The organism is Vibrio sp. STUT-A16, from assembly GCF_026000495.1.
GTDB classification, from domain to species: domain Bacteria; phylum Pseudomonadota; class Gammaproteobacteria; order Enterobacterales; family Vibrionaceae; genus Vibrio; species Vibrio diabolicus.
Window position 1 is genome coordinate 1,302,674 of record NZ_AP026766.1, and the last position, 23,962, is coordinate 1,326,635.

General features: G+C 44.0%; 22 protein-coding genes. 3 read left to right on the forward strand and 19 right to left on the reverse strand.

Annotation, left to right across the window (positions count from 1 at the left end; translation table 11 throughout):
• Positions 1-60: 60 nt before the first annotated feature.
• The 17 genes from OO778_RS22410 to malK all read right to left on the reverse strand — a co-directional run bounded on the left by OO778_RS22410 (position 61) and on the right by malK (position 18,197).
• Positions 61-1,500 carry a catalase gene (locus OO778_RS22410; RefSeq protein ID WP_258488218.1) on the reverse strand — a complete coding sequence of 480 codons (1,440 nt, stop codon included), beginning with the start codon at positions 1,498-1,500 and terminating at the stop codon, positions 61-63.
• A gap of 289 nt (positions 1,501-1,789) precedes the next feature.
• Positions 1,790-2,407: a glutathione S-transferase gene (locus OO778_RS22415; RefSeq protein ID WP_006742223.1), complete on the reverse strand. Its 618-nt coding sequence runs from the start codon at positions 2,405-2,407 to the stop codon at positions 1,790-1,792.
• A gap of 15 nt (positions 2,408-2,422) precedes the next feature.
• A complete protein-coding gene (locus tag OO778_RS22420) occupies positions 2,423-3,457 on the reverse strand; it encodes an NADP-dependent oxidoreductase (RefSeq protein ID WP_006742222.1) in 1,035 nt (344 codons plus the stop codon).
• Between the two features lie 149 nt (positions 3,458-3,606).
• The gene (locus tag OO778_RS22425) at positions 3,607-4,206 is read right to left on the reverse strand and encodes a TetR/AcrR family transcriptional regulator (RefSeq protein WP_006742221.1); all 600 of its coding nucleotides are present in this window, start codon (positions 4,204-4,206) and stop codon (positions 3,607-3,609) included.
• Between the two features lie 50 nt (positions 4,207-4,256).
• On the reverse strand, positions 4,257-4,577 hold the full coding sequence (gene yqfB, locus OO778_RS22430) for a N(4)-acetylcytidine aminohydrolase (RefSeq protein ID WP_264911773.1): 321 nt from the start codon (positions 4,575-4,577) through the stop codon (positions 4,257-4,259).
• Between the two features lie 64 nt (positions 4,578-4,641).
• Positions 4,642-5,040, reverse strand: a complete 399-nt coding sequence (locus tag OO778_RS22435; protein WP_264911774.1) for a VanZ family protein — start codon at positions 5,038-5,040, stop codon at positions 4,642-4,644.
• 2 nt (positions 5,041-5,042) lie between these two features.
• Positions 5,043-6,350: an oligosaccharide flippase family protein gene (locus OO778_RS22440; protein WP_005392477.1), complete on the reverse strand. Its 1,308-nt coding sequence runs from the start codon at positions 6,348-6,350 to the stop codon at positions 5,043-5,045.
• A gap of 8 nt (positions 6,351-6,358) precedes the next feature.
• Positions 6,359-7,390: a glycosyltransferase family 4 protein gene (locus OO778_RS22445; RefSeq protein ID WP_264911777.1), complete on the reverse strand. Its 1,032-nt coding sequence runs from the start codon at positions 7,388-7,390 to the stop codon at positions 6,359-6,361.
• Positions 7,387-8,220 (reverse strand): putative capsular polysaccharide synthesis family protein, encoded by an 834-nt coding sequence (locus OO778_RS22450; protein WP_047008449.1) that lies wholly within the window; start codon positions 8,218-8,220, stop codon positions 7,387-7,389. The genes OO778_RS22445 and OO778_RS22450 overlap by 4 nt, the downstream gene beginning before the upstream one ends.
• 15 nt (positions 8,221-8,235) lie before the next feature.
• Positions 8,236-9,489 carry an O-antigen ligase family protein gene (locus OO778_RS22455; RefSeq protein WP_104970209.1) on the reverse strand — a complete coding sequence of 418 codons (1,254 nt, stop codon included), beginning with the start codon at positions 9,487-9,489 and terminating at the stop codon, positions 8,236-8,238.
• On the reverse strand, positions 9,455-10,507 hold the full coding sequence (locus tag OO778_RS22460; protein WP_168187731.1) for a glycosyltransferase: 1,053 nt from the start codon (positions 10,505-10,507) through the stop codon (positions 9,455-9,457). Before OO778_RS22460 ends, OO778_RS22455 begins: the two co-directional genes overlap by 35 nt.
• Before the next feature lie 2 nt (positions 10,508-10,509).
• Positions 10,510-11,319, reverse strand: coding sequence for a putative capsular polysaccharide synthesis family protein (locus OO778_RS22465; protein ID WP_046873778.1), 810 nt, complete (start codon positions 11,317-11,319; stop codon positions 10,510-10,512).
• Entirely contained in the window at positions 11,297-13,477 is a 2,181-nt protein-coding gene (locus OO778_RS22470) for a polysaccharide biosynthesis tyrosine autokinase (protein WP_264911781.1), read from the reverse strand. Before OO778_RS22470 ends, OO778_RS22465 begins: the two co-directional genes overlap by 23 nt.
• 15 nt (positions 13,478-13,492) lie before the next feature.
• Positions 13,493-14,005 carry a polysaccharide biosynthesis/export family protein gene (locus OO778_RS22475; RefSeq protein ID WP_031780257.1) on the reverse strand — a complete coding sequence of 171 codons (513 nt, stop codon included), beginning with the start codon at positions 14,003-14,005 and terminating at the stop codon, positions 13,493-13,495.
• A 33-nt stretch (positions 14,006-14,038) separates the two neighbouring features.
• The gene (locus tag OO778_RS22480; protein ID WP_264911783.1) at positions 14,039-15,244 is read right to left on the reverse strand and encodes an outer membrane beta-barrel protein; all 1,206 of its coding nucleotides are present in this window, start codon (positions 15,242-15,244) and stop codon (positions 14,039-14,041) included.
• 10 nt (positions 15,245-15,254) lie between these two features.
• The gene (locus tag OO778_RS22485; protein ID WP_005392488.1) at positions 15,255-16,655 is read right to left on the reverse strand and encodes an undecaprenyl-phosphate glucose phosphotransferase; all 1,401 of its coding nucleotides are present in this window, start codon (positions 16,653-16,655) and stop codon (positions 15,255-15,257) included.
• Positions 16,656-17,078: 423 nt separating this feature from the next.
• Positions 17,079-18,197 (reverse strand): maltose/maltodextrin ABC transporter ATP-binding protein MalK, encoded by a 1,119-nt coding sequence (gene malK, locus OO778_RS22490; protein ID WP_005375271.1) that lies wholly within the window; start codon positions 18,195-18,197, stop codon positions 17,079-17,081.
• 672 nt (positions 18,198-18,869) lie between these two features.
• Here malK and malE point away from each other — a divergent pair.
• From malE to malG, 3 genes are all read left to right on the forward strand, one after another.
• Positions 18,870-20,048: a maltose/maltodextrin ABC transporter substrate-binding protein MalE gene (malE, locus tag OO778_RS22495; protein WP_005375272.1), complete on the forward strand. Its 1,179-nt coding sequence runs from the start codon at positions 18,870-18,872 to the stop codon at positions 20,046-20,048.
• 79 nt (positions 20,049-20,127) lie between these two features.
• Positions 20,128-21,702, forward strand: coding sequence for a maltose ABC transporter permease MalF (malF, locus tag OO778_RS22500; RefSeq protein ID WP_031780258.1), 1,575 nt, complete (start codon positions 20,128-20,130; stop codon positions 21,700-21,702).
• Positions 21,703-21,714: 12 nt separating this feature from the next.
• Positions 21,715-22,605, forward strand: coding sequence for a maltose ABC transporter permease MalG (gene malG / locus OO778_RS22505; protein ID WP_005375275.1), 891 nt, complete (start codon positions 21,715-21,717; stop codon positions 22,603-22,605).
• 363 nt (positions 22,606-22,968) lie between these two features.
• Here malG and OO778_RS22510 read toward each other — a convergent pair whose 3' ends face one another.
• The gene (locus tag OO778_RS22510; protein ID WP_005375277.1) at positions 22,969-23,214 is read right to left on the reverse strand and encodes a hypothetical protein; all 246 of its coding nucleotides are present in this window, start codon (positions 23,212-23,214) and stop codon (positions 22,969-22,971) included.
• A 171-nt stretch (positions 23,215-23,385) separates the two neighbouring features.
• Positions 23,386-23,871 (reverse strand): acyl-CoA thioesterase, encoded by a 486-nt coding sequence (locus tag OO778_RS22515; protein ID WP_005392490.1) that lies wholly within the window; start codon positions 23,869-23,871, stop codon positions 23,386-23,388.
• Positions 23,872-23,962: the final 91 nt, after the last annotated feature.

Sequence of the window (23,962 nt, forward strand, 5' to 3'; positions counted from 1 at the left end):
CTTTGGGGCACCTCCTTTTTTATGTCTACTTATCACAGCATTTGCTGGTGCAGTGTCCGTTTACTTGTTTAAGCCTAGCGCAATCTCAAGGCCTTTGCCGTAAGCTTCGTCCGCTTGATAGGCGTGGTTAACGTGACGTTCTTTGATGAAGTCTGGCACACCATCCATTGCACGAGCGGTGTTGTCGAACAGAGTTTGACGCTGTTCTTCGCTCATAAGACGGAATAGGTCACCCGCTTGGCTGAAGTAGTCTTCGTCTACACGGTGATCGTAATGATCAGCATTGCCGTTGATGCGTAGAGGTGGCTCAGAGTAATCTGGTTGCTCTGCCCATTCTTGTTTGTAGTTTGGCTCGTAACCTAGTGTTGAACCAAAGTTGCCATCAACGCGCATTGCGCCATCGCGGTGGTAGCTGTGTACCGGACAACGAGGCGCGTTAACTGGAATTTGGTGATGGTTTACACCTAGGCGGTAACGCTGCGCGTCTCCGTATGCAAACAGACGTCCTTGCAGCATTTTGTCTGGCGAGAAGCCAATTCCAGGAACGATAGCTGCCGGGTTAAACGCGGATTGCTCAACTTCCGCATAGAAGTTTTCTGGGTTACGGTTCAGTTCCAACTCGCCTACTGGGATCAATGGATAATCTTTTTGTGACCATACTTTTGTTAGATCGAACGGGTTAAAGTTCACTTCATCCGCTTCTAACTCAGGCATGATCTGGACGTACATCTTCCATTTAGGGAAGTCTTGACGCTCAATCGCTTCGTAAAGGTCACGGTGATGGCTTTCGCGGTCTTTACCTACGATCGCTTCTGCTTCTTGGTCAGTCAGGTTTTTGATGCCTTGCTGAGTTTTAAAGTGGAATTTCACCCAGTAACGCTCGTTTTCTGCGTTGATAAAGCTGAATGTGTGGCTACCGAAGCCGTGCATATGACGGTAAGACGCTGGAATACCACGATCACTCATAACGATCGTAACTTGGTGGAATGCTTCTGGTAGTGATGTCCAAAAATCCCAGTTGTTTGTCGAGCTGCGCATGTTGGTGCGTGGATCGCGTTTTACTGCGTGGTTTAGATCTGGAAATTTTAGTGGATCACGGAGGAAGAACACTGGTGTGTTGTTACCAACCAAGTCCCAGTTGCCTTCTTCGGTGTAAAACTTTAGCGCGAAACCACGGATGTCGCGCTCTGCATCTGCGGCACCGCGCTCACCTGCAACGGTGGTAAAGCGGGCAAATAGCTCGGTCTTTTTACCAATCTCCGAGAAGATCTTCGCGCGAGTGTATTTTGTGATGTCATGAGTCACAGTAAAGGTGCCGTAAGCGCCTGAGCCTTTGGCGTGCATACGACGCTCAGGAATCACTTCGCGGTCAAAGTGTGCCAGTTTTTCAAGGAACCAAACGTCTTGCAGTAGTTGGGGACCACGAGGACCTGCAGTCATCACATTTTGATTATGGGCGACAGGACAGCCTGCGGCGGTGGTTAATTTCTTATTTGTCATTTTTCTTCCCCTCCAGGGATCAATACCTTAGCAACTGAAGAGAAGATTATTACGGAAAAGCTGGAAGCAAAAACTGATACTGCTTATCAATTCAATAGGTGGTAACGATGATGAAAAGTAACTTAGAATCAAATTCTTAGCTGATTTTTATGATTGGTTTATTAACGTATTGGCGAAAAGGGTAAAAAGAGCACGCTGGCATTTGCATGAATTGCGCTTTGTTGACAAGGCTAATGTCGGAAATCGCCCCTTTGATATCGCTTTACTGAACATCAAAGGGGCGGAATGATTAGGAGTACTTCACTTCAATTTGCTCAGCTTTTTCAAACGCTGGATGCGTTGCGAGTTGTTTTCCATAACGCTCAATATTCGGGAAGTGACCAGCCAAACCGAACTTATGCACGAGCTCGACAATAAATGACATCATGATGTCTGCGCCAGTTAAACGTTCTTCTACTAGGTAAGTTTTGCCTTCTAGCGATTGCTCGAAATAACCCAGAACGTTCATCGCTTCTTTGTCAGCATAGCCTGATAGAAATTGAGTTTCGTTTGGCTCTTTGCTAATAAAGATTTTTAACAACATTGGTAAGATTGCTGAACTTTCAGCAAAGTGCATCCATTGTAGGTATTCAGTATGCGCCTTCGTCCCACGCTCAGGAGCCAACGCACCATCACTGTACTTCTCAATCAAATATTCGGTCATCGCGCCAGATTCAATGATGAACTCGCCATCATCTTCAAGCAGGGGCGATTTACCGAGCGGATGAACGCTCTTTAGCTCAGGCGGTGCCATGAAGGTCACTTTGTCACGAACATAAGGCACGATTTCGTAATCCACATTTAGCTCTTCAAGTAACCAAATGATGCGCTTTGAGCGAGACTGATTGAGATGGTGAAGTTTAATCATTTATTTATCCCTTCCTTATAATGGGTCGTTAATCTGTACTACAAGCTTGCCGAAGTTCTTACCTTCCAACAGACCGATAAATGCTTCTGGTGCATTCTCCAGTCCTTGTACTAGATGTTCACGGTATTGGATCTTTCCTTCTGCCAACCATTGATTAATATCTTGCGCAAATTCACCGTAACGATGTCCGTAGTCATCAAAAATGATGAAGCCTTGCACCTTGATTCGTTTAGTCAGCAGCTTACCCATTAATAATGGAAGATGGTCGGTACCTTCAGGCAGTTCTGTTGCGTTGTATTGAGAAATCAAACCACAAAGTGGGATACGTGCGCTGGTATTCAGAAGTGGCATTACAGCTTCGAATACTTTGCCACCTACGTTTTCGAAGTAAACATCGATACCTTGATCACAGGCGTTTTTCAACTGTTCTGCAAAGTCGTCAGCTTTGTGATCGATACATTCATCGAAGCCAAGGACTTCTTTGGCGTAACGGCACTTTTCTTCTCCGCCTGCAATACCAACAACTCGGCAACCTTTGATTTTGCCAATTTGACCAACAGTCGCTCCCACAGGGCCCGTCGCGGCTGCTACCACAATGGTTTCACCTGGTTTTGGCTGACCGATATCGAGCAAGCCCATATACGCGGTAAAGCCTGGCATGCCAGCAACACCTAGAGCGTATGAAGGGTTTTGTGGTTCTTTGCCTAGTTTAATCACCATCTCACCAGTTGAGATGGCGTAGTCTTGCCAGCCAACAGTGTATGCAAGAACCCATTCACCCGCTTCATAATCTGGGTGGTTCGATGCTTCTACCTGACAAACTGTGCCAGCGATCATTACGTCATCAACCGCAACAGGATCGGCGTATGACTCGGCATCGCTCATGCGACCGCGCATGTATGGGTCGAGAGATAAGTAAACGGTTCTCAGTAGCATCTCACCATCTTGAGGAGTCGGTTTCGCCACTTCTTCTAGACGAAAGTTTTCTTTTGTTGGTGCACCGTGGGGACGTGACGCGAGTACGATTCTGCGATTTGTTGCGTTAGTCATATTTATCTCACTTATTGATTAGACCGGTCGTCTAGTTTTGATTTCAAAATATCCCGCTCATAGAGCGGGAAGGTGTATTGTGCAATCACAGGAGTTATTACCAACTGTGAAACACATGTAGGGTGTTCATCTTACTTTTACGCTACCTACTATGGGCAAGTTCGCGTGTTTTGCAGTAGATGTTGAGTATAGGTCAGACTTTGCGTTAATGCTGCCTGATCTTGATACAGTTTGTTCAGCAAGCTTGCGCCGTTCCAAAGGTAGTATATCTGCCTTGCCAATAAAGCACTGTCACCATTTGGGATAGAGCCATCTTGAATGCCTACGTCAATGCAATCCGCCATTGCTTGAATGGTTTTGTCTGCACCTTGGCGTAACGCTAGACGCATGGACTCTGAGAGATCGGAGACTTCCGCACTTAACTTGACCAACAAACATTTGTTCGCATTACATACGTCGTCTTCTACTTTGACCATTTCTTCAAAGTAGCTCATTAGGCGTTGGTAGCCATTCAGATCGGTATTGGTAAAGCGTGCGTTTAAACGCTCAAAATACTTAGTAAAGTAGTCTTGAATCATCGCTTCACCAAATTGTTCTTTGGATTTGAAGTAATGATAAAACGAGCCTTTCGGCACCGCGGCCTTTTTTAAAAGCTCTGAAAGGCCAACACTCGTAAACCCTCGGTTTACGATTAACTCGTATCCGACGTCGAGAATATGTTGGCGTGTGTCGTTCGTCTTTGCGTTCATGAAGCGTACTATAGAATGAATTAGACCAGTCGTCTAGTTTTTGTTGTGGGTTATTTGATTAGCTCGTACTCAATCACAAATAGCGTGTCGGTATTTGGGTAGATTTCTCGAATTAACTGCTTGAGTTTTGGCAGTTCGATCGCTTCTTGTTCTGCATGAAACTCATTGATACCTTCAAAGTTGAGTGGTTCTACAGAGCGTATTTTGATGTTGCAGACTTTACGATCCGTCTCTAGGGTAAAAACTTCGACCTCTGTATTTGGAACGTAGTGACTTTCTGATTCATCTCGAATCGTAATCGTTTTTTTGCCTGATGTGATCAACGGGGTTAAGAATTCAAAAAAGGTAATCTTGGTTGGGTGGGATGACATGATGTACTCGTTAGTCTGATTGTTTGGCGTAATTATATACCCAAATAACCTTGAGGTGCTTATTTCAAGAGAACGAGTGAGTGCGCAGGACGCGAATCAACTTGGCACTAAAGTAACCCGAGATAATGCCTATCCAGTTGGTACTGAGATCATCAAAACTAAATGAGCGACTTGGAATAAAAAGTTGGCTTATTTCTTCCATTGAAACGATAGCCAACAGCAGTAGCAAAAGGCGAATGCCAAAGACGTCGGCTTTACTTGAACTTACTAAAGAGGGGAAGGTGAAGACCGATAAAAAGCCGATCAATAAACTGAAAGTAAAGTGAAGCGTACTCGATCCACCTAAGTAGGTTTCCATTTGCAGGTAAGTGGCATGGTGTAAGTCAGAGCTTTTCCACAAAGAGAGTGAAGCCGTAAGCGTCAGAACGAAAACAAAACTTATCCGTGTCAGTATTGAAACCATAATTAACCTATTGGAAAGAAGCCTAAGTAACGTTTTACAAAGTACAACGCTGCTAGATTCTGAATTGCCATGCCAATTGCCATCGCCCATGCTGCACCAATAACACCGAAGGTTTGGCAAAGCGCAATGAGCAAGCAGATAGAGATTGTGCCGGAGGAAATTGTAATGTATTTCATGGTTCTTTCGTGACCGCTCATGAGTAATAAAAATCCTACAGAGCCAGTCGCAACATTGACTAACTGCCCTAAAGACAGGACGACTAACAGTGGCGCAGCAGCAAGAAACTCTTCACCAAAAAACCGCATCACAAACTCTGGGAATAGAGTGCAAATAATCACGGGCACAATGGCCAAACCAACGTTGGCTCGGCAAGCTAAACGGCTCAGGCTTTGCAGTTTGATCATTTGGCGTTCTTTGTAGAGAGAGGCAAACATCGGGGCGACCACAAAGTTAATGGTAATCAGCACAAAGCCAATCAGTAGTGATGTACGTTGAGCTGCAGCTAATAGACCGAGTTCCGCTGTTGAGATAAAAAAGCCCGCAATGACAAGGCTTCCCCATTGAAGGACGTTCGTGAAGATACTACCAATCCAGACTTGCTTGGCAGAAGCGACCATTTTTTTGTTTGGTACGAAAGCCGATGTTTGATATTGACCTGAACCTAGCCAATTAACACTGGATATTACCGCGACGCTCATACTCGCTAGAAGCAGTGCGGTCATCAGATTGTTGATATTTTGCTGACCGATATAGTCCAAGCCAAAGACAAAAAAGACCATCAACATACTCACGCCAAGCTGTAAAGCGAACAGTGATGACACGACCTTTCTACATGCTTGAAGCACACGACTGTTGGTCTGTGCAAGCACCAAAAACGGTATGCAGAACAAGCCTAAAGTAATCGCATGCATTGGCGATTGGGTCTGGTTTAGCTGTTCAGGAAACAGATTAAATCCTACCAACAAAACGGCAATGGCCAGCAAGCAAAACGCCATACTTCGATAAAGTGCAGTTTTATAGTTGTGGCTTTGTTGAAGTGTCTCTTTGTTGTTAAAGGCGATCGCATTGTAGCGAACTAATGAGACATCAAAACCTAGCTGAGAAACGATCGCGAGTAGTGAGACTAGGTTGAATAAAAAGAAAAATTGACCGGAAGTCGAAGCGTCACTGGCCTTCGATACAATCAGTGTTAGTAAAAAAGCAAATAGCGCACTCAACACACGCGTGATTGCGGTTTTCAATCCAGTAGATAGCAAGCTTTTTTTACCGCTGGGCATCAACAGTAATTTTTGTTGAATAGTGTGAAACATAGAGGTATTTAACCGTAAATATTATTGAGTGCGAGGCGCTGTTTTTCTTCACTGAAGGCGTCGTTTAACGCTGTTGTATATTGGCAAAAATCAATTTCATCATAATGATTGACACAGTGCGCGATCTGCTTGGCCATTTCTTCAGGTGTTAGCGCTAAAAATGGGTAGTTGAGATCTTGGGTCGCGCCGATAGTTCGAATCACCATAGGAAGATGTAATTTGGCTGCTTCTAGAATAGTTAACGGCATCCCTTCCCATGCTGCAGTATGTAAGTAAAGGTCTGAACCCTTGAGCTTTTTAACCACCTCATCACGAGGTAACATGCCAGTCACATCCACATTTTCTGTACGCAATTTTTGTTCAAGTGTGTTGTCACCGCCACCTATCCAAGTGATATCTAATGGGCGGTTAAGCGCATATCGATTAAGGTGTTGCAATGTGTCGATGAGAAATTGCGGATCCTTTTGGGGGGCGACACGACCAAGCACAACGAGTCGCAGCGCTTCTTGTCTGTTTCGCAATAAACGCTCTTCACTTTGATAGGACACGTAGTTGTTGAGCAGTTCAGCACGTTTCGCGCCAATGCTAATCGCCAAGTCACATTCTCGTTGGCTACAGCCTGCCACCACATCAATTTTGCTTAGTTTTACTTTCTCTAGCACTCTATAGAGCTGGCGTGCGAATTCGGAGATATCTTCACGTTCGAAAGCATAACAGTGCGGCGTATAAACCAAGCGCGCCTTGCCAAGTTTTAGAAATCGCCCGAGAAATCCCGCTTTACTCGAGTGCAAATGCACAACGTCAGGCGCAAGTGATGCAATCATGTGGTTTGCATCGCGAACAAATTGAAGTAAGCCGCCTTCCACCCATTTGGTCTGTGTGAAAATATGATGGTTGTTCTCATTGGTTAAGTCGTTTTCTCGAGCTCTGGCTAGCAAGAAATGTTGATAGGGTTCGTCTCGAGAGGAGTGAGCATAACTATAGAGGGCGGTTTGAACGCCACCTCCGAAGGCTTCTGTAATATGGAGTACTTTTCTCATGATGATTTTGTTCCTGGTGTCTGCATCCATTTATGCTTGAAAGCATCACGTTCTTGTTCTGAATAAACGTGGCGATATAAGGGAAGATCGTACATATAGAAAAGCTTTGAAAAGTCGTAGTGATGCTTAAAGTGCTGGTGGATATTGGAGTACCACTTGTTTTTCGCTTCATTGCTGTTTTTCAGCACGAAGTCTTGCAGCCCGAGAAATTCACCAATTTCTTTATCGAGAGAACTGAGCTTTTCGCATTTGATTAGCATGACGTTGGCTTGCTCGTTCTTGAATGTGAAGAAAGGTTGAGTGTTGTCCAGTTCTTGACGCATCACATCGATATTGAAGTTACGTTTTAACTCGTTGTCGAACCAGTTCGCAAAATAGTTGAGATTGATATAGTTATCGAAACAATGTTCGAGGTGCTGATACGTGACTGCCATATCTCGGTGAATTGCATCATTCTTTTTGCCTTCGATAAATTGCAAATGGAGGTCTTGAAAGAAACGAGAAAAGACAGTTGCGATTGGATCACGGACCAGTGTGACGATTTTGATCTGTTCGCGTTTTTGTAAGATACGTTTTCGTTGCTTGAGCACTAAGCGGTAGAGCGCACGGTTTTTGAAATCGAAAAATTTACTCACGTCTTTTTTATTGTGATACATGTGAAATTCTTCGTGATCATCAAAGGTGTGGATGTGATAGCTTGGGATATTTCTTTCTCCCAGCGTGTGCTCAATTGACGATGAGCCAACTTTGCCCATTTGGTAAACTAAAACAAAATTGTCAGCTTGGAGTTCTCGGTTCTTTTCAAATTGTCGAGAGATTGAATACTTCATCTATCCTATCCTTGATTATTCAAATTCGTGGTGATGGTTTACCGGAAAAGTATGAGCAATGGTGTTGACCGTTGACTCGCGGCTCATGCTTATCATGACGGGTAATAAGAGTATTAAAATGATGGTGGTATTTACCGCAACGAAGAACACCATGATGAGGGCGTATATCGCGAGTAAGAGGCTTTTTCTGTTGTCATTGAGACTACGGAAGCAAAAGCGAATAAACAGAAAATAACCACCAAACAATAGGGCGATACCGAGCAACCCGTATTCAATTGCGGTATCTAACACAAAGTTGTGGGTGTAGATCGCCAGCTCATCATAGTTAAAGTAACTGATCATAAAGTTGGGCAGCATCTTCGCGCCGACACCTAAAATAGGGTGTTGAAGTAAAATATCTAACCCATTGGCAAGTAAGAGTTTTCTATGAAGGTTCGACACCCAGCGAGCTTCACTTTGGTTGGCAAATAAGACGTCTTCTTGGGTTATTTCCAATGTGTCTGCTAACGTTTCAAACCCAACATAGAGTGTAGTTGCGACGGCAGTGAACACCATAAAGCTTAAGGCCAATAAAATGGTCCACGTATACGTTTCATTAAGCGATTTTCTCATCAGGTTTTTTACGAGCAGCTGGTCAAAGAAGAAAAGCAGACAAAAACCAAGTAGTGCTTTTCTTTCTTGCGACAACACCAGTAATACCAAAGCAACGAGCATCAAAAGGTGGAAAGCGCGAATTTTATCCCGATAAAGGTACAGTAGTGAGCAAAGTACACCGAACCCGTATTTACTTACCCCGAGTAACTTAAACCCGCTTTGATAGCCTTGAGCAAAGTGCCATAAGGCAACGAGCGTACAGATGAAAAACAGCAGATAAGTGAAATAAACCATTACCCATTCATCATCAAACACGCCATAGGCGTACATTAGGCTAAGCAAGCAGAGAATCGCCAGCCATTGCACGGTTTCTATAACTAGCGGCATTAGGGGGACGCGATTTAGCAGGCCATTTAAGAACACATACCCAGTGAACAATACGAGGAACCCCATGCAGGGATGCATGAGTTTTTCAGCTTTTCCTTCCAATACCACTAACGCTGTAAAACCAATGGACAAAAGACTTACGATGTCTGATGGTGCTAGTGCTATTCCTCCAGCACGAAACTTCATAGGAATAAAGAACAATGCTAATAGGCATGCTGCAAACCATGAGGCTCGATGGCTCGATGGCGCGGAGCTATTTGTTGGTGCAAAGCTGCTGGTAGATTCCATAGTAACCTTCACGAAATTTATCGATGGTGTAGAGAGAGGCCCTATTGACTGAGTATTGACTTGCAGCGTCATACCGCTCAACACTTTCACACAGCTGGAGCACTTTCTGGCTCAGCTCATTTGAGTTACCAACCTGAAATAAATATTCGGCACGTCCGGTGACGTCATCCAAACCGGGTACGTCCGATGATAATACGGGTAAGCCTGCTGCCATGGCCTCAACCGCCGCCAAGCCAAAGCCTTCGACATGCGATGATTGCACGTAAATGTCCATGTCGTTCAAAAACGCTGGAACATCAGAAACTACCCCATGAAAGTGAACACGTTGCGTGACGTTGAGCTTTGTTGCCAACGCTTGCAGTGACGATTTTTTTTCGCCATCTCCAGCAAGATGGAGCTCGTATCGTCTCGGTAAATGGACAAGTGCTTGGATAAGAGTTTCATGATCTTTATGTTGGTGAAGTCGGCCCACCATGCCAATCTTGATGATTGGTTTGTCGATTAGGTGGCTGGAGCACTTCGGCATCATAGGAAACCTTTTTAAATCAACGCCATTGTGCACCACGTGATATTTATGTTGGTAGCGAGGCATGAACTTCACCAGTTCATCTTGTACTTTTTCACTAATACTGACCGTCAAGTCGTGGCCCCAATACAAGACATATTCCATGAACTTAAACAACGGATAGTCACGTCGACGGTTGTAAGAGCAGTGCTCAGTCTGGATTCGTTTTTTACCTACCGCCAATAGCGCTAGATAAATGGAAGGGTAGAGGTGCCCGTGAACGACATGCGGCCAACGCAGCAAACAGTATTTCTCACTCAATGACAAAGTGCGCCAGTTAAAACACTCTATCCCTTGGGCGGATAGCGTTGGTAAGTAATCATTTTCATCACACAAGACCAAAATTTTGATTTCGTATTCAGGCTTATGTTCTAAAACAAGGTCGACTAAGAACTTCTGAGCACCGCCGTTCTGAGAAAGATCATTAATAATATGTAGAATCTTGGTTTTCATGATTAATTAGTCAGATATTGCTGTTTAAGGTCGGTGATTTCTGCATTTGAGAAAAAGTGCTTCGTCAATTTAGAATTCAGCATTTCTTCAACGTACTCGGGTGTAGGTTGAAATTGCGTTTTGAATTCTTTCATTAGTGGCGAGTACCATTTGTTGTCTGACTGATTTTCATAAACAACATCCACGGGGTAACCTAAAAAGCCTTCAACTGCGGAGTTAGCCTGCTTTAGCTTGTCACTTCGAATGACCAACAGTGAAAAGTTATTGTTATGGTATGTCTGATAGCCTACTTCGTGATTAAAAGGTTCGTTAAACACATCAATCCCTGTTAGTTGTTTGATCTCGTTGTCAAACCACTGCAGCGCATATTGATGATTCATGTGCTTATCAAATGCCTCTTGGAGTAACTGCGGACGTTCGGTACGGATTGCGCTATCATCTTTTAGGTATTTGTCCGCCATCCAAAACGGAAGTGCTTGAAAGAACATTGAAACATTTCGTCCGATCGGTTCACGCACCAGTGAGATAATTCGAACTTTTTTCTTGTGCTTTAACATACGGCTCATCGCTATGCGCTTGAGTCGTCGCTTTAACGCATTGATCTGAGGTTTATGCAATTGCGCTCTAACAGGGGATATCTGTTTTTGCGCATCGACAGTCATAAGGTCGTGCAAGTGAATCGAGTTAGGAATGGAATGTTCTAATGCACTCGAACCTACTTTGCCCATTTGATAGATCAATACCGGTTGTTCTTGGCTTTTCAACGTTTGGTACCAAGATGCGTTTGAGTTAGTAGGCGTATTTCTGGACATAAAGCGTTTCTCCTTCCTTAGTCTTGGCTTGTGTGATTAAGACGCCAAGAGATGGAACTGAGTGTTGTATTTGTTTAGATAACGCAAGGTTAACCAGTGATGATTTTGTCGATTCTGAGCGAATGACGGTAATCAGACCATTGGCATACTGACCAAGAATAAGTGCATCACTCACTGACAGTAGGGGCGGTGTATCGATAATGATCCGGTCATACTTATTTTGAAAATGTTCGAGCAACTTTTTAAAGCGTTCAGAAGCTAGCAGTTCCTGTGGGTTTGGCGGAATTAGGCCTGCCGGTAATACATCTAAGTTGGCTTCTTCTATATGTGTAACACAATCTTTGATTGGCGTATCCATAGTCAGGATATGCGTTAAGCCTGGGCTTGATTCAGCAATACCAAACCGTTTTGCGATGGAAGGTCGGCGTAAATCGCAGTCGATGATCAATACCTTTTCCATTTTTGAAAACGACACCGCCATATTGATACTGGTCGATGTTTTTCCTTCTTCTGGAATGGCAGAAGTAAAGGGCAATATCTTTTGCTTCGTGTTGGTTAGTCTGAGCAGAAGCGAGGTTCTGACGGAGCGGCAAGCTTCACTAAATAGCTTTTCTTCATCATCTAAATACGCGGTATAACTGACGCCGTTTTTACGCAAATTGCGTTTTTTGACCATAGGAATCACACCTAAACACGTAACACCAAGTTTTTCCTGCACATCGGCTGTGCTTCGGATAACTTCTCGCATCGTTTCTAAGATGATGATCAGAGCGCAAGCAATGGCAAAGCCAAAAAAGGTGGCAATCACTACCAGTTTGATTCGTTGCGGTGCTACCGGAAATAGAGGGATGATGGCTTTGTCAGTAAAACGCGCAGTGACATTTTTGTAGTCGCTGGTGGCGTTGGTCTCTTTCTCACGATTTAAGAACGCTTCATAGAGTGCCTTATTGGATTCAACCTCGCGTTTTAACTGTTCATAACGCGCTTTTTGTGACCCTAACGATTGGAAGTCAGACTTTTTGTTATCGAGTTCTGCTCGAAGCATGTCCTCTTGCGCCTTTGCAGCAAGAAGGTCTTGTTGCTTGCTGAAGGAAATGTCACGAATGAGTTGCTGGGTTCTTGCTTGAATTTCAGCAAGCTGCGCTTTTGCCTGAATCATTCGGTCATGCTTGGGGCCGTAGCGCTGTGCCAGTTCAGAGAGATTTTTGGCTGCCTGTGCTTCCGATAATTTGAGGTCGCGGATCTGCGCTTGATTAGCGAATTCATCAATTGACAGCAAGCTGTCTAAACTTTGTGAAGATTTACGTCTTAACAGTTGGATTAACGTCTGCGCTTCAATGCGCTTATTAACAGCGACATTTAGCTTGCGAGTGAGTTCCTCTAGCTCATTGGCGTAAATTTCATCAATACCGTTTATATCGATCAACCCTTCTTTTAACAAGAACTCTTGCAGCGCTTGCTCAGAGTTACGTAATCGCTCCTCCAATTTTTGTGAGTTATTTGTCAACCAAGTAGCCGCATTTTGTGTAACGACCAATTTGGCTTCAAAATTTGCGTCAATGTAGGCTTGGCCGACCGCGTTAGCGATTGTCGTAGCAAGCTTAGGATCGGTAGAACGAAAGCGAATTCTGACTAATTGGGTGTTACGTACTGGCTCAATATCGAGTTTACTTCTGAAAGCTTGAAGTGCCTGATAATAGGACTCTGAAAATTGGGCGGTTTCTTTTGGGCTTGGTGCCACATTCAGTAGGTCTTGAACAAAAGGGATCGACTTTATTTGGTCGATCTTTTGATTTAATCCACCTGAGCGTGTGAACTCCGGTAGTTGAGTTAGGTTCAGCTCTCTAATGACCTTATCTGCGATATGATTCGATTTTAAAATAGCGATTTGCGTTTGAAAGTACTCTTTTTTTGTCGTGTCGACGCCATATACTTCCTCGATTGAAAGGGCGCTTTTTTGTTCTTCTTGGATGAGTAGCGTTGCTGTAGCTTGGTATATCGATGCTTTGGAGTAGATATACCAAGTACAAGTTAATGAAAACAGAAGCGTGAAAGCTGCGATGCTTAGCCAATTCTTTTTAATCGCTTTAAAGTGATGACCAAAACGAATCAGTTCTACTTTGTTCATCTGGAGATTATTTGGATGAGTCCCGTTCATTTGATTCCCTGTCACTTAAAAGAAGCTCTGGTCGATAAATACAATGTCACCAGGCTCAACGTTGCGGTGCATACTGACACCCTCTATCGTTTGACCCGTTTTATGTTTGGTGAGGTTAATGCCTTTGCGTGAGGCTCGGTCGGTCAAGCCACCCGCTAAAGCGATGGCCTTCTCTATGGTTAACCCTGGACGGTACTCAAATCCACCTGGTTTCCTGACTTCGCCATTAACGTAAAACAGACGAAAGTTATTGATAGTGACCATCACTTTTGGGTTGATGAGATAATCGCCTTTTAAGCCCGTTTCTATTTCGTACTTGAGTTGTTTCGGTGTTTTTTTGATTGCTTTGATTCGGCCAAGGTAGGGGTAATCAAAATAGCCATCTGACGTTATTAGAATATTTTTAATCGTAAGATCTTCTTCACCATAGACCTGCACGGAAATGGTATCGCCAGTATCGAGTAAGTAATCTTCCTCGTTTGAGTCAGCGTTGACCAAAGTGCTAAATAGCAACAACGCTACACTCATGAATGTGATGAATGCCTTCATTAATAATCCTTTTTACAGAGAAAACTGTGCGCTTAAAGTCCAAATGTTCTGTTCGAAGCTATAATCTGGTCGGTTAGAGGTTTTATCTTGGTATTGCCAGTCGGCTTGCAGCTGTACCCAGCGTTTAATTTGATAATCGATACCAAAAGATAGGGTGTAGCGATCGTCGTTTCTGGTGATCCCCGTATAGTCATCTTGTTGATAAATAGCACCTAAGCGAGTTGCAAGGTAACTATTCCAATCGTGCTTGAGGTTCAGTCGATAACGAGTTTGTAGGTTGTAATCGCCATCTTGGTCAGGGTTAACCGCTGCTTGAGTGGTTTTCACGCTGACTAGAGTTTGTTCTTGAGGCAACCATTCAAAGCCGATATCCCAACTAAAGCCTTTAAATGTCTCTCGGTGAGCGCTGTCAAAATCTTTGATTTGATAACCGAGTCGAGCGATGCCTTTGGTTTTTCCTGTGACTTCCCATTCGGCACCGGTGTAATAGAAACTGGTGTTGTTATCTTTGGATGGTTGCGAAGAATTTCGGTGCTGATAGTCGGTTACTATTTGTTTTGTCCCAACCAACCAATAGGTTCTTGGCGTCGCCCTTAAATAGAATTCCAAGTGTGCATTGGGGGCTCGAAAATCGTTGTATTTTGTTTTAGCGTTTGTGCGCCCAGGCAAGCCGTCACGGTAGTTTTGATAGGTTTTATCACTGTAGCCTAAACCGAATTCGAGTCTGCCTTTTGCACCGTTAGAGCCAAAGACATAATTGGTTTTGATATCGTTACGGTTGAACTCTATTGGTGAGTCGATTGCGCTACCATTACCTTCGGTAATGTCTTCCCCTCTAATTTCATGCTGGGCGCGAAAACGATAATCAACCACTAAACGATGACGATGATTGAACTCAAAAAAGTTGGAAAACTGAAAGGTATGATCGTCGAAGTCGTTGCGGTCATCGGATGAAAAACCTGCTTTCAACTTGTACAAAATATCTGCGCGATAGCGATTCCTTTCTATACGTGCTAATAAGCTTGGCTCTATACCCCAAATATTGACCGATTCTACATTGCCGGATTCCTCCGCTTTGTTGATGTTGTCATCGCCCTCGTAGAAAGTTCTTACGAGGGGAATAAACTCAATGCCAGACTCGGTTTGGTAAGCCATCGGTTCTGCGAGTAAGCCAGTTGAAAACAGACTCAATGCTATTGCCATTGTCAGTTTCTTCATAGTTTCAACCTTAGTAAGCGTTAGCACCAGTGAACCCTTTGAAAACGGTCATGAAGATGATTTTGATGTCCATCCAAACAGACCAGTGGTGGATGTAATCCAAATCAAACTCGACTCTCTTTTCCATTTTTTCTAAGGTGTCTGTTTCGCCGCGATAGCCATTAATTTGCGCCCAGCCAGTAATGCCCGGTTTTACTTTGTGACGTAGCATGTAGCGGTCAACAATCTGGCGATACTCTTCATTGTGCGCCACGGCATGAGGGCGTGGACCAACAATAGACATGGTCCCTTGCAGTACATTGATAAATTGAGGTAGTTCATCCAAAGAGGTGCGACGCAAAAAACCACCAAAAGGCGTAATGCGTGGGTCGTTCTTTGTCGCCTGTTTCACGTGAGGGCCTTGATCCATAGTGGTCATTGAACGGAATTTCCAGACTTCAATCTTGCGTCCATCGAGGCCGTAACGATGCTGTTTAAAAATGACCGGACCTTTAGAGGTCAGCTTAATGCCAATCGCAATGGTGAGCAGGACTGGAGAGATCAAGGCTAAAATAATGCTCGAAAACAAGATGTCTTCAAACCGTTTTACCCAGGAAGAAATTCCAGCAAATGGCGTATCAAATACGCTGAGCGTTTGAACTTGGCCGATTTGCGCCCAACGAGAATGCAAAAGGTTATAGGTAAAGAAGTCGGGAATCAGATACGTATTTGCGGTGGTGTCTGAGAATTGGTTAAGAAGCGATGCAATACGTTCTTTTGCGTGCATTGGCATTGCGATATAGACGTAATCCACTTCCCCTTTTTTGGCTCGCTCAAGAGCGTGGTCAACTGCCCCTTTAATAGGGTAAGCAGAATTTGGCAATCTGTCGGAAGAACGCTCATCGTAAAAGCCATCAAAAAGTACACCGTGTTCAGTGTGGTTTTGAATTTCGTTAGCAAGGGTAATGCCGTGAGGAGTTTGGCCGATGATTATTGCAGTACGAGTGTTGAATCCTTTTTTTCTTAAATAGGCTAATCCGGTACGGAATGTCACTCGCCATGCCAAAAGTAGAGCGGGCGTAATCGCAAACCACAATGCCAGAATAGTGTTATCAAATAAGTCATAGACTTCCGAAAAATACAGAACAATAAAGATAAGCGCGGAAGTTACTGCCCAGGCTACACAGACAATAATCATCTGCTCTTTAAACGAACTGGTTCGCCAAGAGCGGTACAGGTTGCCGCTTTCTGCCATAAATAGAAAGGAGATGCCTCCAACAAAAGCCAGTATGACGTAATCTTTCCCCATCGCAGTATTCATGTCTTTGAACACTAAAAGCAGCATAAAAGAGACGATGACAGCAAGATCTGAGATGCGATATAAAAAAGCGAACTCCATCTCGTGAGAGCGGATAAGTCCTTTTTGTTTCATGACTCAGTTTCCCTTCTTACACGCTACCGCCCTTGGGTGTCTCCCCCAATTGCCGTGTCGTGAGCGTTATTAGTAGTTGGTGAACAGAGCATTCTGTTGAATGCTTCTGAGTTTTTTGTCACGTGTAATTTCGTTGATAAGTGTAAAAATTTGCGTTGTTGAGGTAAGTGGAAATAAGAATGAAATTTAGACCTTTGGCTAAGTTTGGCGGGTTAGGAAAAAGCTGGTACTTACTCATGAGGGATGAGGAAAAGTATTAAAAATGAAGTATCAGTACAAAGACAATGGTTTATGTGAAGGTAGAAGAAACGGGTGATCTTATTCGTTAACGATTAATGATTTAGTATCGAATTACTTATATTTATTAGGATAAAAAAATCCCTCTCAAGTGAGAGGGATTTATTGTGAATCAGGACGAATGAATTATTCGACTTCTACGCCGTTTTCTTTGTATAGGCGGCGGCATGCACGACCATCACTGTGGAACAGGTGACAACGGTGTGCTGGAATACCAATCTCGATTTTATCGCCGGTATCGACTGCGAGCGTGTCAGGCTGACGGAAAATAACGTCTGCGTCTGCGCCTTCTAGGTTTAGGTATACTTGAGTTTCATTACCTAGCTTCTCTACAATCATCACTTCACCGTGAATGCTTGCATCAGCTTCAGAAGCGGATAATAGGTGCTCAGGGCGAATGCCTAAAGACATGCGATCGCCACGGTTAACCGTCGTGCCATCCACTGGAATCCAGAAAGATACGCCATTAGATAGTTGAACTTTGACGCGCTCTGCTTCTACTTCATCAATGAATACGCTCATGAAGTTCATTTTCGGAGAACCGATAAAGCCTGCTACAAAGCGGTTTTGTGGGTAATGGTAAAGCTCAAGCGGCTTACCAACTTGCGATACATAACCGCCGTCTAGTACAACGATTTTATCTGCCATTGTCATTGCTTCTACCTGATCGTGCGTTACGTAGATCATGGTGCAACCAAGTTGACGTTGTAGCTTAGTGATTTGCGCACGCATGTTTACACGCAGTGCGGCATCCAAGTTTGATAGTGGTTCATCCAGAAGGAATACATTAGGTTGCGATACCAGTGTTCGACCGATAGCCACACGTTGACGCTGACCACCTGAAAGCGCTTTTGGTTGGCGTTCAAGTAAGTGACCCAGTTGTAGAATTTCTGCAGCCTGTTCAACACGTTTGTCGATTTCTGCTTTGTCTGCTTTTGCTAATTTTAAGCCAAATGACATGTTGTCATATAAGTTAAGGTGTGGGTAAAGAGCGTAAGACTGGAATACCATACCAACACCACGTTTGGATGGTTCGACGTCATTCATGCGCTGGTCACCAATATACAAATCACCTGAAGTAATGTCTTCAAGACCGGCAATACAACGTAAAAGGGTAGATTTACCACAACCTGATGGACCTACGAAAACAACAAATTCACCTTCGTTGATTGTTAGGTCTACGTTCTTAGAAATCAGTACGTCGCCATACGCTTTACAAACATTTTTTAACGTGACACTCGCCATGTAGCTCGTCCTCGATCAATTTTTTATTATTCACCGCTCATCATTATATGAATTATCTAGCGAGCAGTAACAGTAGGAATCGGTAAGTTATTGCGGTTGGTAAGAAAAGTAGGGTAGCACTTCAATAAAATGTCCTGAATAGAAGTGCTACCCATCATAGCCAAGTACGAGTTTCTCTCCCCCACATTATTCGTGTTGTCTCCCCCGTGAAATAATTACCACAAACAACACCAATAATGACATTCCACTCGTCTGGCAATGCAAAACCAGCAAATCTTTTTCCTAATACGTAGGCACTGCTGGGAAAGGGTTCTTACCATCCACTCTTGGATGACTGAAGTTTGTAAGATTGTGCGAGGTGCGACATCCTCCTAATAGAAATAATTGTAGGGGGAGTAGGTAGGGAGGAGTAAAAAAGGAGAAGGAATAAAGCAGTTGGTCGGAAATCACATTATTGCCCCACCTAAAGTTGAAACCGATCACAGGAAGTATCCGTTTTGTGATTTGAGTCTCTTACCCTTGGCGATTTAGATCACGAAAATACGTCATAATTGTAAGGGCGTAGGGATTAGGAGGATGAGACATATTGGATTATTTCAGATGATATATGTCGAAATACGGCTGAACCTCAATGGACTAGCCCTACATCAAAAATATAAAAAGGATACGAACATGAAAAAGTTAAGCGCTGTAGCACTAGGTACTCTTGTTGCTTTGGGTTCTTTTGGTGCTAATGCTGCCATCGAAGAAGGACAACTTACTATCTGGATCAACGGCGACAAAGGTTACAACGGCCTTGCTGAAGTTGGTAAAAAATTCGAAGAAGACACTGGCATTAAAGTGACAGTGGCTCACCCAGATGGCCTTCAAGACAAATTCCCTCAAACTGCAGCGACTGGTGACGGTCCTGACATCGTATTCTGGGCTCACGACCGTTTCGGTGGTTACGCAGAAGCGGGCCTGCTAGCAGAAATTAAACCTTCGAAGAACATTCAAGAAGGTATTGTTGATTTCGCTTGGGATGCTGTACGTTATGACGGCAAATTGATCGGCTACCCAGTTGCAGTTGAGTCTCTATCTCTAATCTACAACAAAGACCTAGTTCCAAACCCACCGAAGTCTTGGGAAGAAGTTGCAGCGCTAGATGCAAAACTTAAAAAAGACGGCAAGTCTGCAATCATGTGGAACCTAAAAGAACCGTACTTCACTTGGCCACTAATGGCTGCTGATGGCGGCTACGCGTTCAAATACACTTCTGAAGGTTACGATGTTAAAGACGCTGGTATCGCGAAAGAAGGCGTTAAAGACGCAATGAGCTTCGTAAAAGGCTTGGTAGACAAAGGCGTAATTTCTGCAGATATGGACTACTCAGTATCTGAGTCTGCATTCAACCAAGGCAAGACAGCGATGACGATCAACGGTCCATGGTCTTGGGGCAACATCGAGAAGTCTGGCGTTAACTACGGCGTGACTACGCTACCTAAGTTCCAAGGTCAATCTTCTAAGCCATTCGTTGGTGTTCTAACGGCTGGTATCAGCACTGCGTCTCCAAACAAAGACCTAGCGGTTGAGTTCATTGAGAACTACCTACTAACAAACGACGGCCTACGTATGGTTAACAACGATAAGCCTCTAGGTGCGGTAGCGCTTAACTCGTTCCAACGTGAACTAGATTCAGATACTCGTATTGCTGCGACAATGGACAACGCGATGAACGGCGAAATTATGCCAAATATCCCTCAAATGAACGCATTCTGGGGCGCGGCTAAGAACGCAATCATCAACGTAGTTGATGGTCGTCAAACTGTCGATGCAGCATTGGCAGACGCAGAAAAACAAATGACTAAATAATTAAGTAAGACCTTTTTAAGGAGGGGGCAACTCCTCCTTACTTTTCTATATTTATTCTATATTCGCTAGCAGGTTCCCTATGCAGTCAGTTCAAGGTACAAATGCTATGACAGCACCAGAAGCCAGCCTTCCGAGCAGCAAAAAAGTGTTCATGAAATGGTCACTTTTAGGCACAGTCGGCATTATCAATGGCTACGCAACAATCCTTATGTATTCACGCGGTGAGATTGCGTTTGCACTACTTACGATCATTCTTACCGCTTTAGCGTTGTTCATCTTTGGTAGTAAAAAGACGTACGCACACCGTTACATCTACCCTGGTATCGCAGGGATGATCCTTTTCATTCTTTTCCCTCTGGCGTACACCATAGGTTTGGCGTTTACCAACTACAGCGCGAAAAACCAACTCTCTTTTGATCGTGCGCAGAGCGTACTTTTGGACAGAACTTATCAAAGTGGTGATAGCTACCCGTTCACTTTATATAAAACGGATCAAGGACATCAGCTTGTGGTTGAAAAAGATGGTGAGCTACTTGCTACGCCCACTTTTCAACTAGATAGCCTCTCAGCATCGGATCTTGACCTATCGCCAATTGAAGAAGCAACGGGCGAGAAAGAATCAATCAAGACGATTGTTAAGAGCCGTAATACGTTGAGCAGTGTTGATTTGCATCTGCCGAGCGGTGAAGACATCCGCATGAGCGGGTTACGTAAGTTTGCGGCAGTTGTGCCTTTGTACACGCTGCAAGAAGACGGCGAAACGCTTTACAACAATCGTACTGAAGAGACGTTACGTCCAAATATGGAAGTAGGTTACTACCAACCTGTCGATGAAAATGGTCAGTTTGTTGGTAGCACAGTGTCTCCTGGCTTTGTGGTGAACATTGGCACACACAACTTTGAGCGTGTGTGGAAAGATGATGGTATCAAAGAGCCGTTTATCAGTATCTTTATCTGGACGATTGTGTTCTCAGCACTCACCGTACTATTTACGCTTGTAATTGGTCTTGTTCTAGCAAGTGTTGTTCAGTGGGAAGCATTAAAAGGCCGTTCGGTTTACCGACTCTTACTGATTCTGCCTTATGCGGTACCGGCGTTTATTTCTATCTTGATCTTTAAAGGTTTGTTTAACCAAAGCTTTGGTGAGATCAACATGCTTCTGGAAGGTTTGTTCGGTATTAGCCCTGCTTGGTTCTCAGACCCGTTCATGGCGAAAACCATGATCCTGATCGTGAACACGTGGCTTGGTTTCCCTTACATGATGATTCTATGTATGGGTCTACTAAAAGCGATTCCTGATGATTTATATGAAGCGTCAGCAATTGATGGTGCGAACTTTATTACTAACTTTACTCGTATCACGCTACCAATGATGTTGAAGCCGTTAACACCGCTGTTGATTGCGAGCTTTGCCTTCAACTTCAACAACTTCGTGCTTATCCAGTTGTTGACAGGCGGTGGTCCAAACATGATTGGTACGTCAGAACCTGCGGGTTACACAGACCTATTGGTAAGTTACACCTACCGAATCGCATTCGAAGGTGCGGGCGGTCAAGACTTCGGTCTAGCAAGTGCAGTAGCAACACTTATCTTCCTATTGGTTGGCGCATTGGCACTTATCAACCTACGCGTAACTAAAGTAGCTCAGGACTAAGGAGAGATTACAATGGCAATGGTACAAGGTAAGTCATTAAAGTATCGTGTTTGGGCTACTCATATTGCGATGTGGGCATTCTTGGCACTGATTATTTTCCCTTTACTGATGATCATCGCGATTTCATTCCGTGAAGGTAACTTTGCAACGGGTAGTCTGATCCCAGACAACCCAACGCTTGATCACTGGAAATTGGCATTAGGTTTCTCGGTGACTAACCCAGACGGTACAGTTACACCGCCACCATTCCCAGTCATGACATGGCTGTGGAACTCAGTAAAAGTGGGTGGTATTTCTGCAATCCTAATCGTGGCGCTATCAACCACATCAGCTTATGCGTTTGCTCGTATGAAGTTCAAAGGTAAGAACACTATCCTAAAAGCGATGATGATCTTCCAAATGTTCCCTGCGGTATTGGCATTGGTTGCTCTATACGCGTTGTTCGACAAATTGGGTCAGTACATTCCTTTCCTTGGTTTGAACACGCACGGCGGCCTGATCTTCGCTTACTTAGGGGGTATCGCCCTGCACGTTTGGACGATTAAAGGCTACTTCGAAAGTATTGACTCGTCTCTAGAAGAAGCGGCGGCACTGGATGGTGCGACACCATGGCAAGCATTCCGTTTGGTATTGCTTCCATTGTCTGTGCCAATCCTAGCGGTAGTATTCATCTTGTCGTTCATCATGGTAATTGGTGAAGTTCCTGTAGCATCACTACTACTTTCTGATGTAGACTCGTACACACTTGCAGTGGGTATGCAGCAATACCTATATCCACAAAACTACTTGTGGGGTGACTTTGCTGCAGCTGCTGTACTTTCAGCAGTGCCAATCACTGCCGTATTCTTACTTGCTCAACGCTGGTTGGTTGGTGGTCTAACCGCTGGTGGTGTGAAAGGATAATCTCTTGTGGTCTGAGATTGATAAGAATAACTAGAAAAGGGCGACCACATGGTCGCCCTTATACGTAGCACGGATATTACAATTTTGGTTTGGCCGCCGATCAGTAATATCTTGGCTTTTATTGGCGTTACGCATAGCTGGCTGTTAGCTTAGTTCCTTACGATTCAATCACTAACAGTTTCTTGTAACCATAACCTGAGTCTAGACTCAGGTTTTTTTATACTTGTTAAATACAGTTGTTCAATAAGCAGGTAAAGATTAGCGGCTTTGCAATGGATTACACAGGGCTAGGGGAATGCCCTGCGTAGCACTTCACATAAATAACCTGAGCTCAGGTATCAGTAAAATTAAGGTAGGTAAGGATTAAAACTCTCGACTGGATGGGGCGCATCCAACGTATTGAAGCAGCGTGTATAAGCTTTCTTGCTGTAGTGCGACGCGACGAAATAAATTTGCAAAGGTGACATCACCGCCAAAGCAGGTTTGAATGTAATGGTTAATTTCTGTTTCGTTATACCCCTCGACGTACATGGTTCTTACCCACTGGTACTCGACCGCTTTTAAATTGGTCAACGTCTCTTCACTTAAGGTCGTTTCTTTTAGTCTCAAGATCCAAACTCTATCCAACTCCAAAATAGTGGATGGATTTAAGCAAAGCTAGGTGAAGGATTTATGACAGAGGAGGCCGAGTGTGAAGCAAATGGCAAAACCATGATGTTGCTCCACACTCTGGATATAAGTAACGTTGAGGTAGTCAATAGCGTTCTTAACGGATGTAGGTTACTTGAGATACTTTACGTGCGCTTCCATCTCTTCCCCGATTTCTTTGCGCATGTTCATAAGGCGGATAGCGGATTGTTCCAAGGCTTTATCTTCATCAGACTCTGGAACCCATTTCGGTACGTCGGTTGGTTTCCCGTTCTCATCTACAGCAACCATAATAACGATACAGTGAGTGGTGAGTCTGTTTTTCATTTGCTTTGGGTCACTGGCTTGCACGTCAATCGCGATGTGCATTGAGCTTCGTCCGGTATAAATGACTTTCGCGCTAACTTCGACTAAGTTGCCGACATGAATCGGCGCAACAAAACGAATACCACCTGCGTATGCAGTAATGCAATACTTGCCACTCCACGCTGCAGAGCAGGCGTAGGCTGCTAAGTCGATCCATTTCATTACGGCGCCGCCGTGCACTTTTCCGCCGAAATTGACGTCACTGGGTTCTGCTAAAAAGCGAAGGGTAATGTCTCTTTGACCACTGCTCATCTGTCTTTCCTTGATGGGTTATTGTTTTCCCAATTTAGCAGTAAGATGAATTTTCGGGAATAGCGAATGAAACAAAATATTAACTTTTATT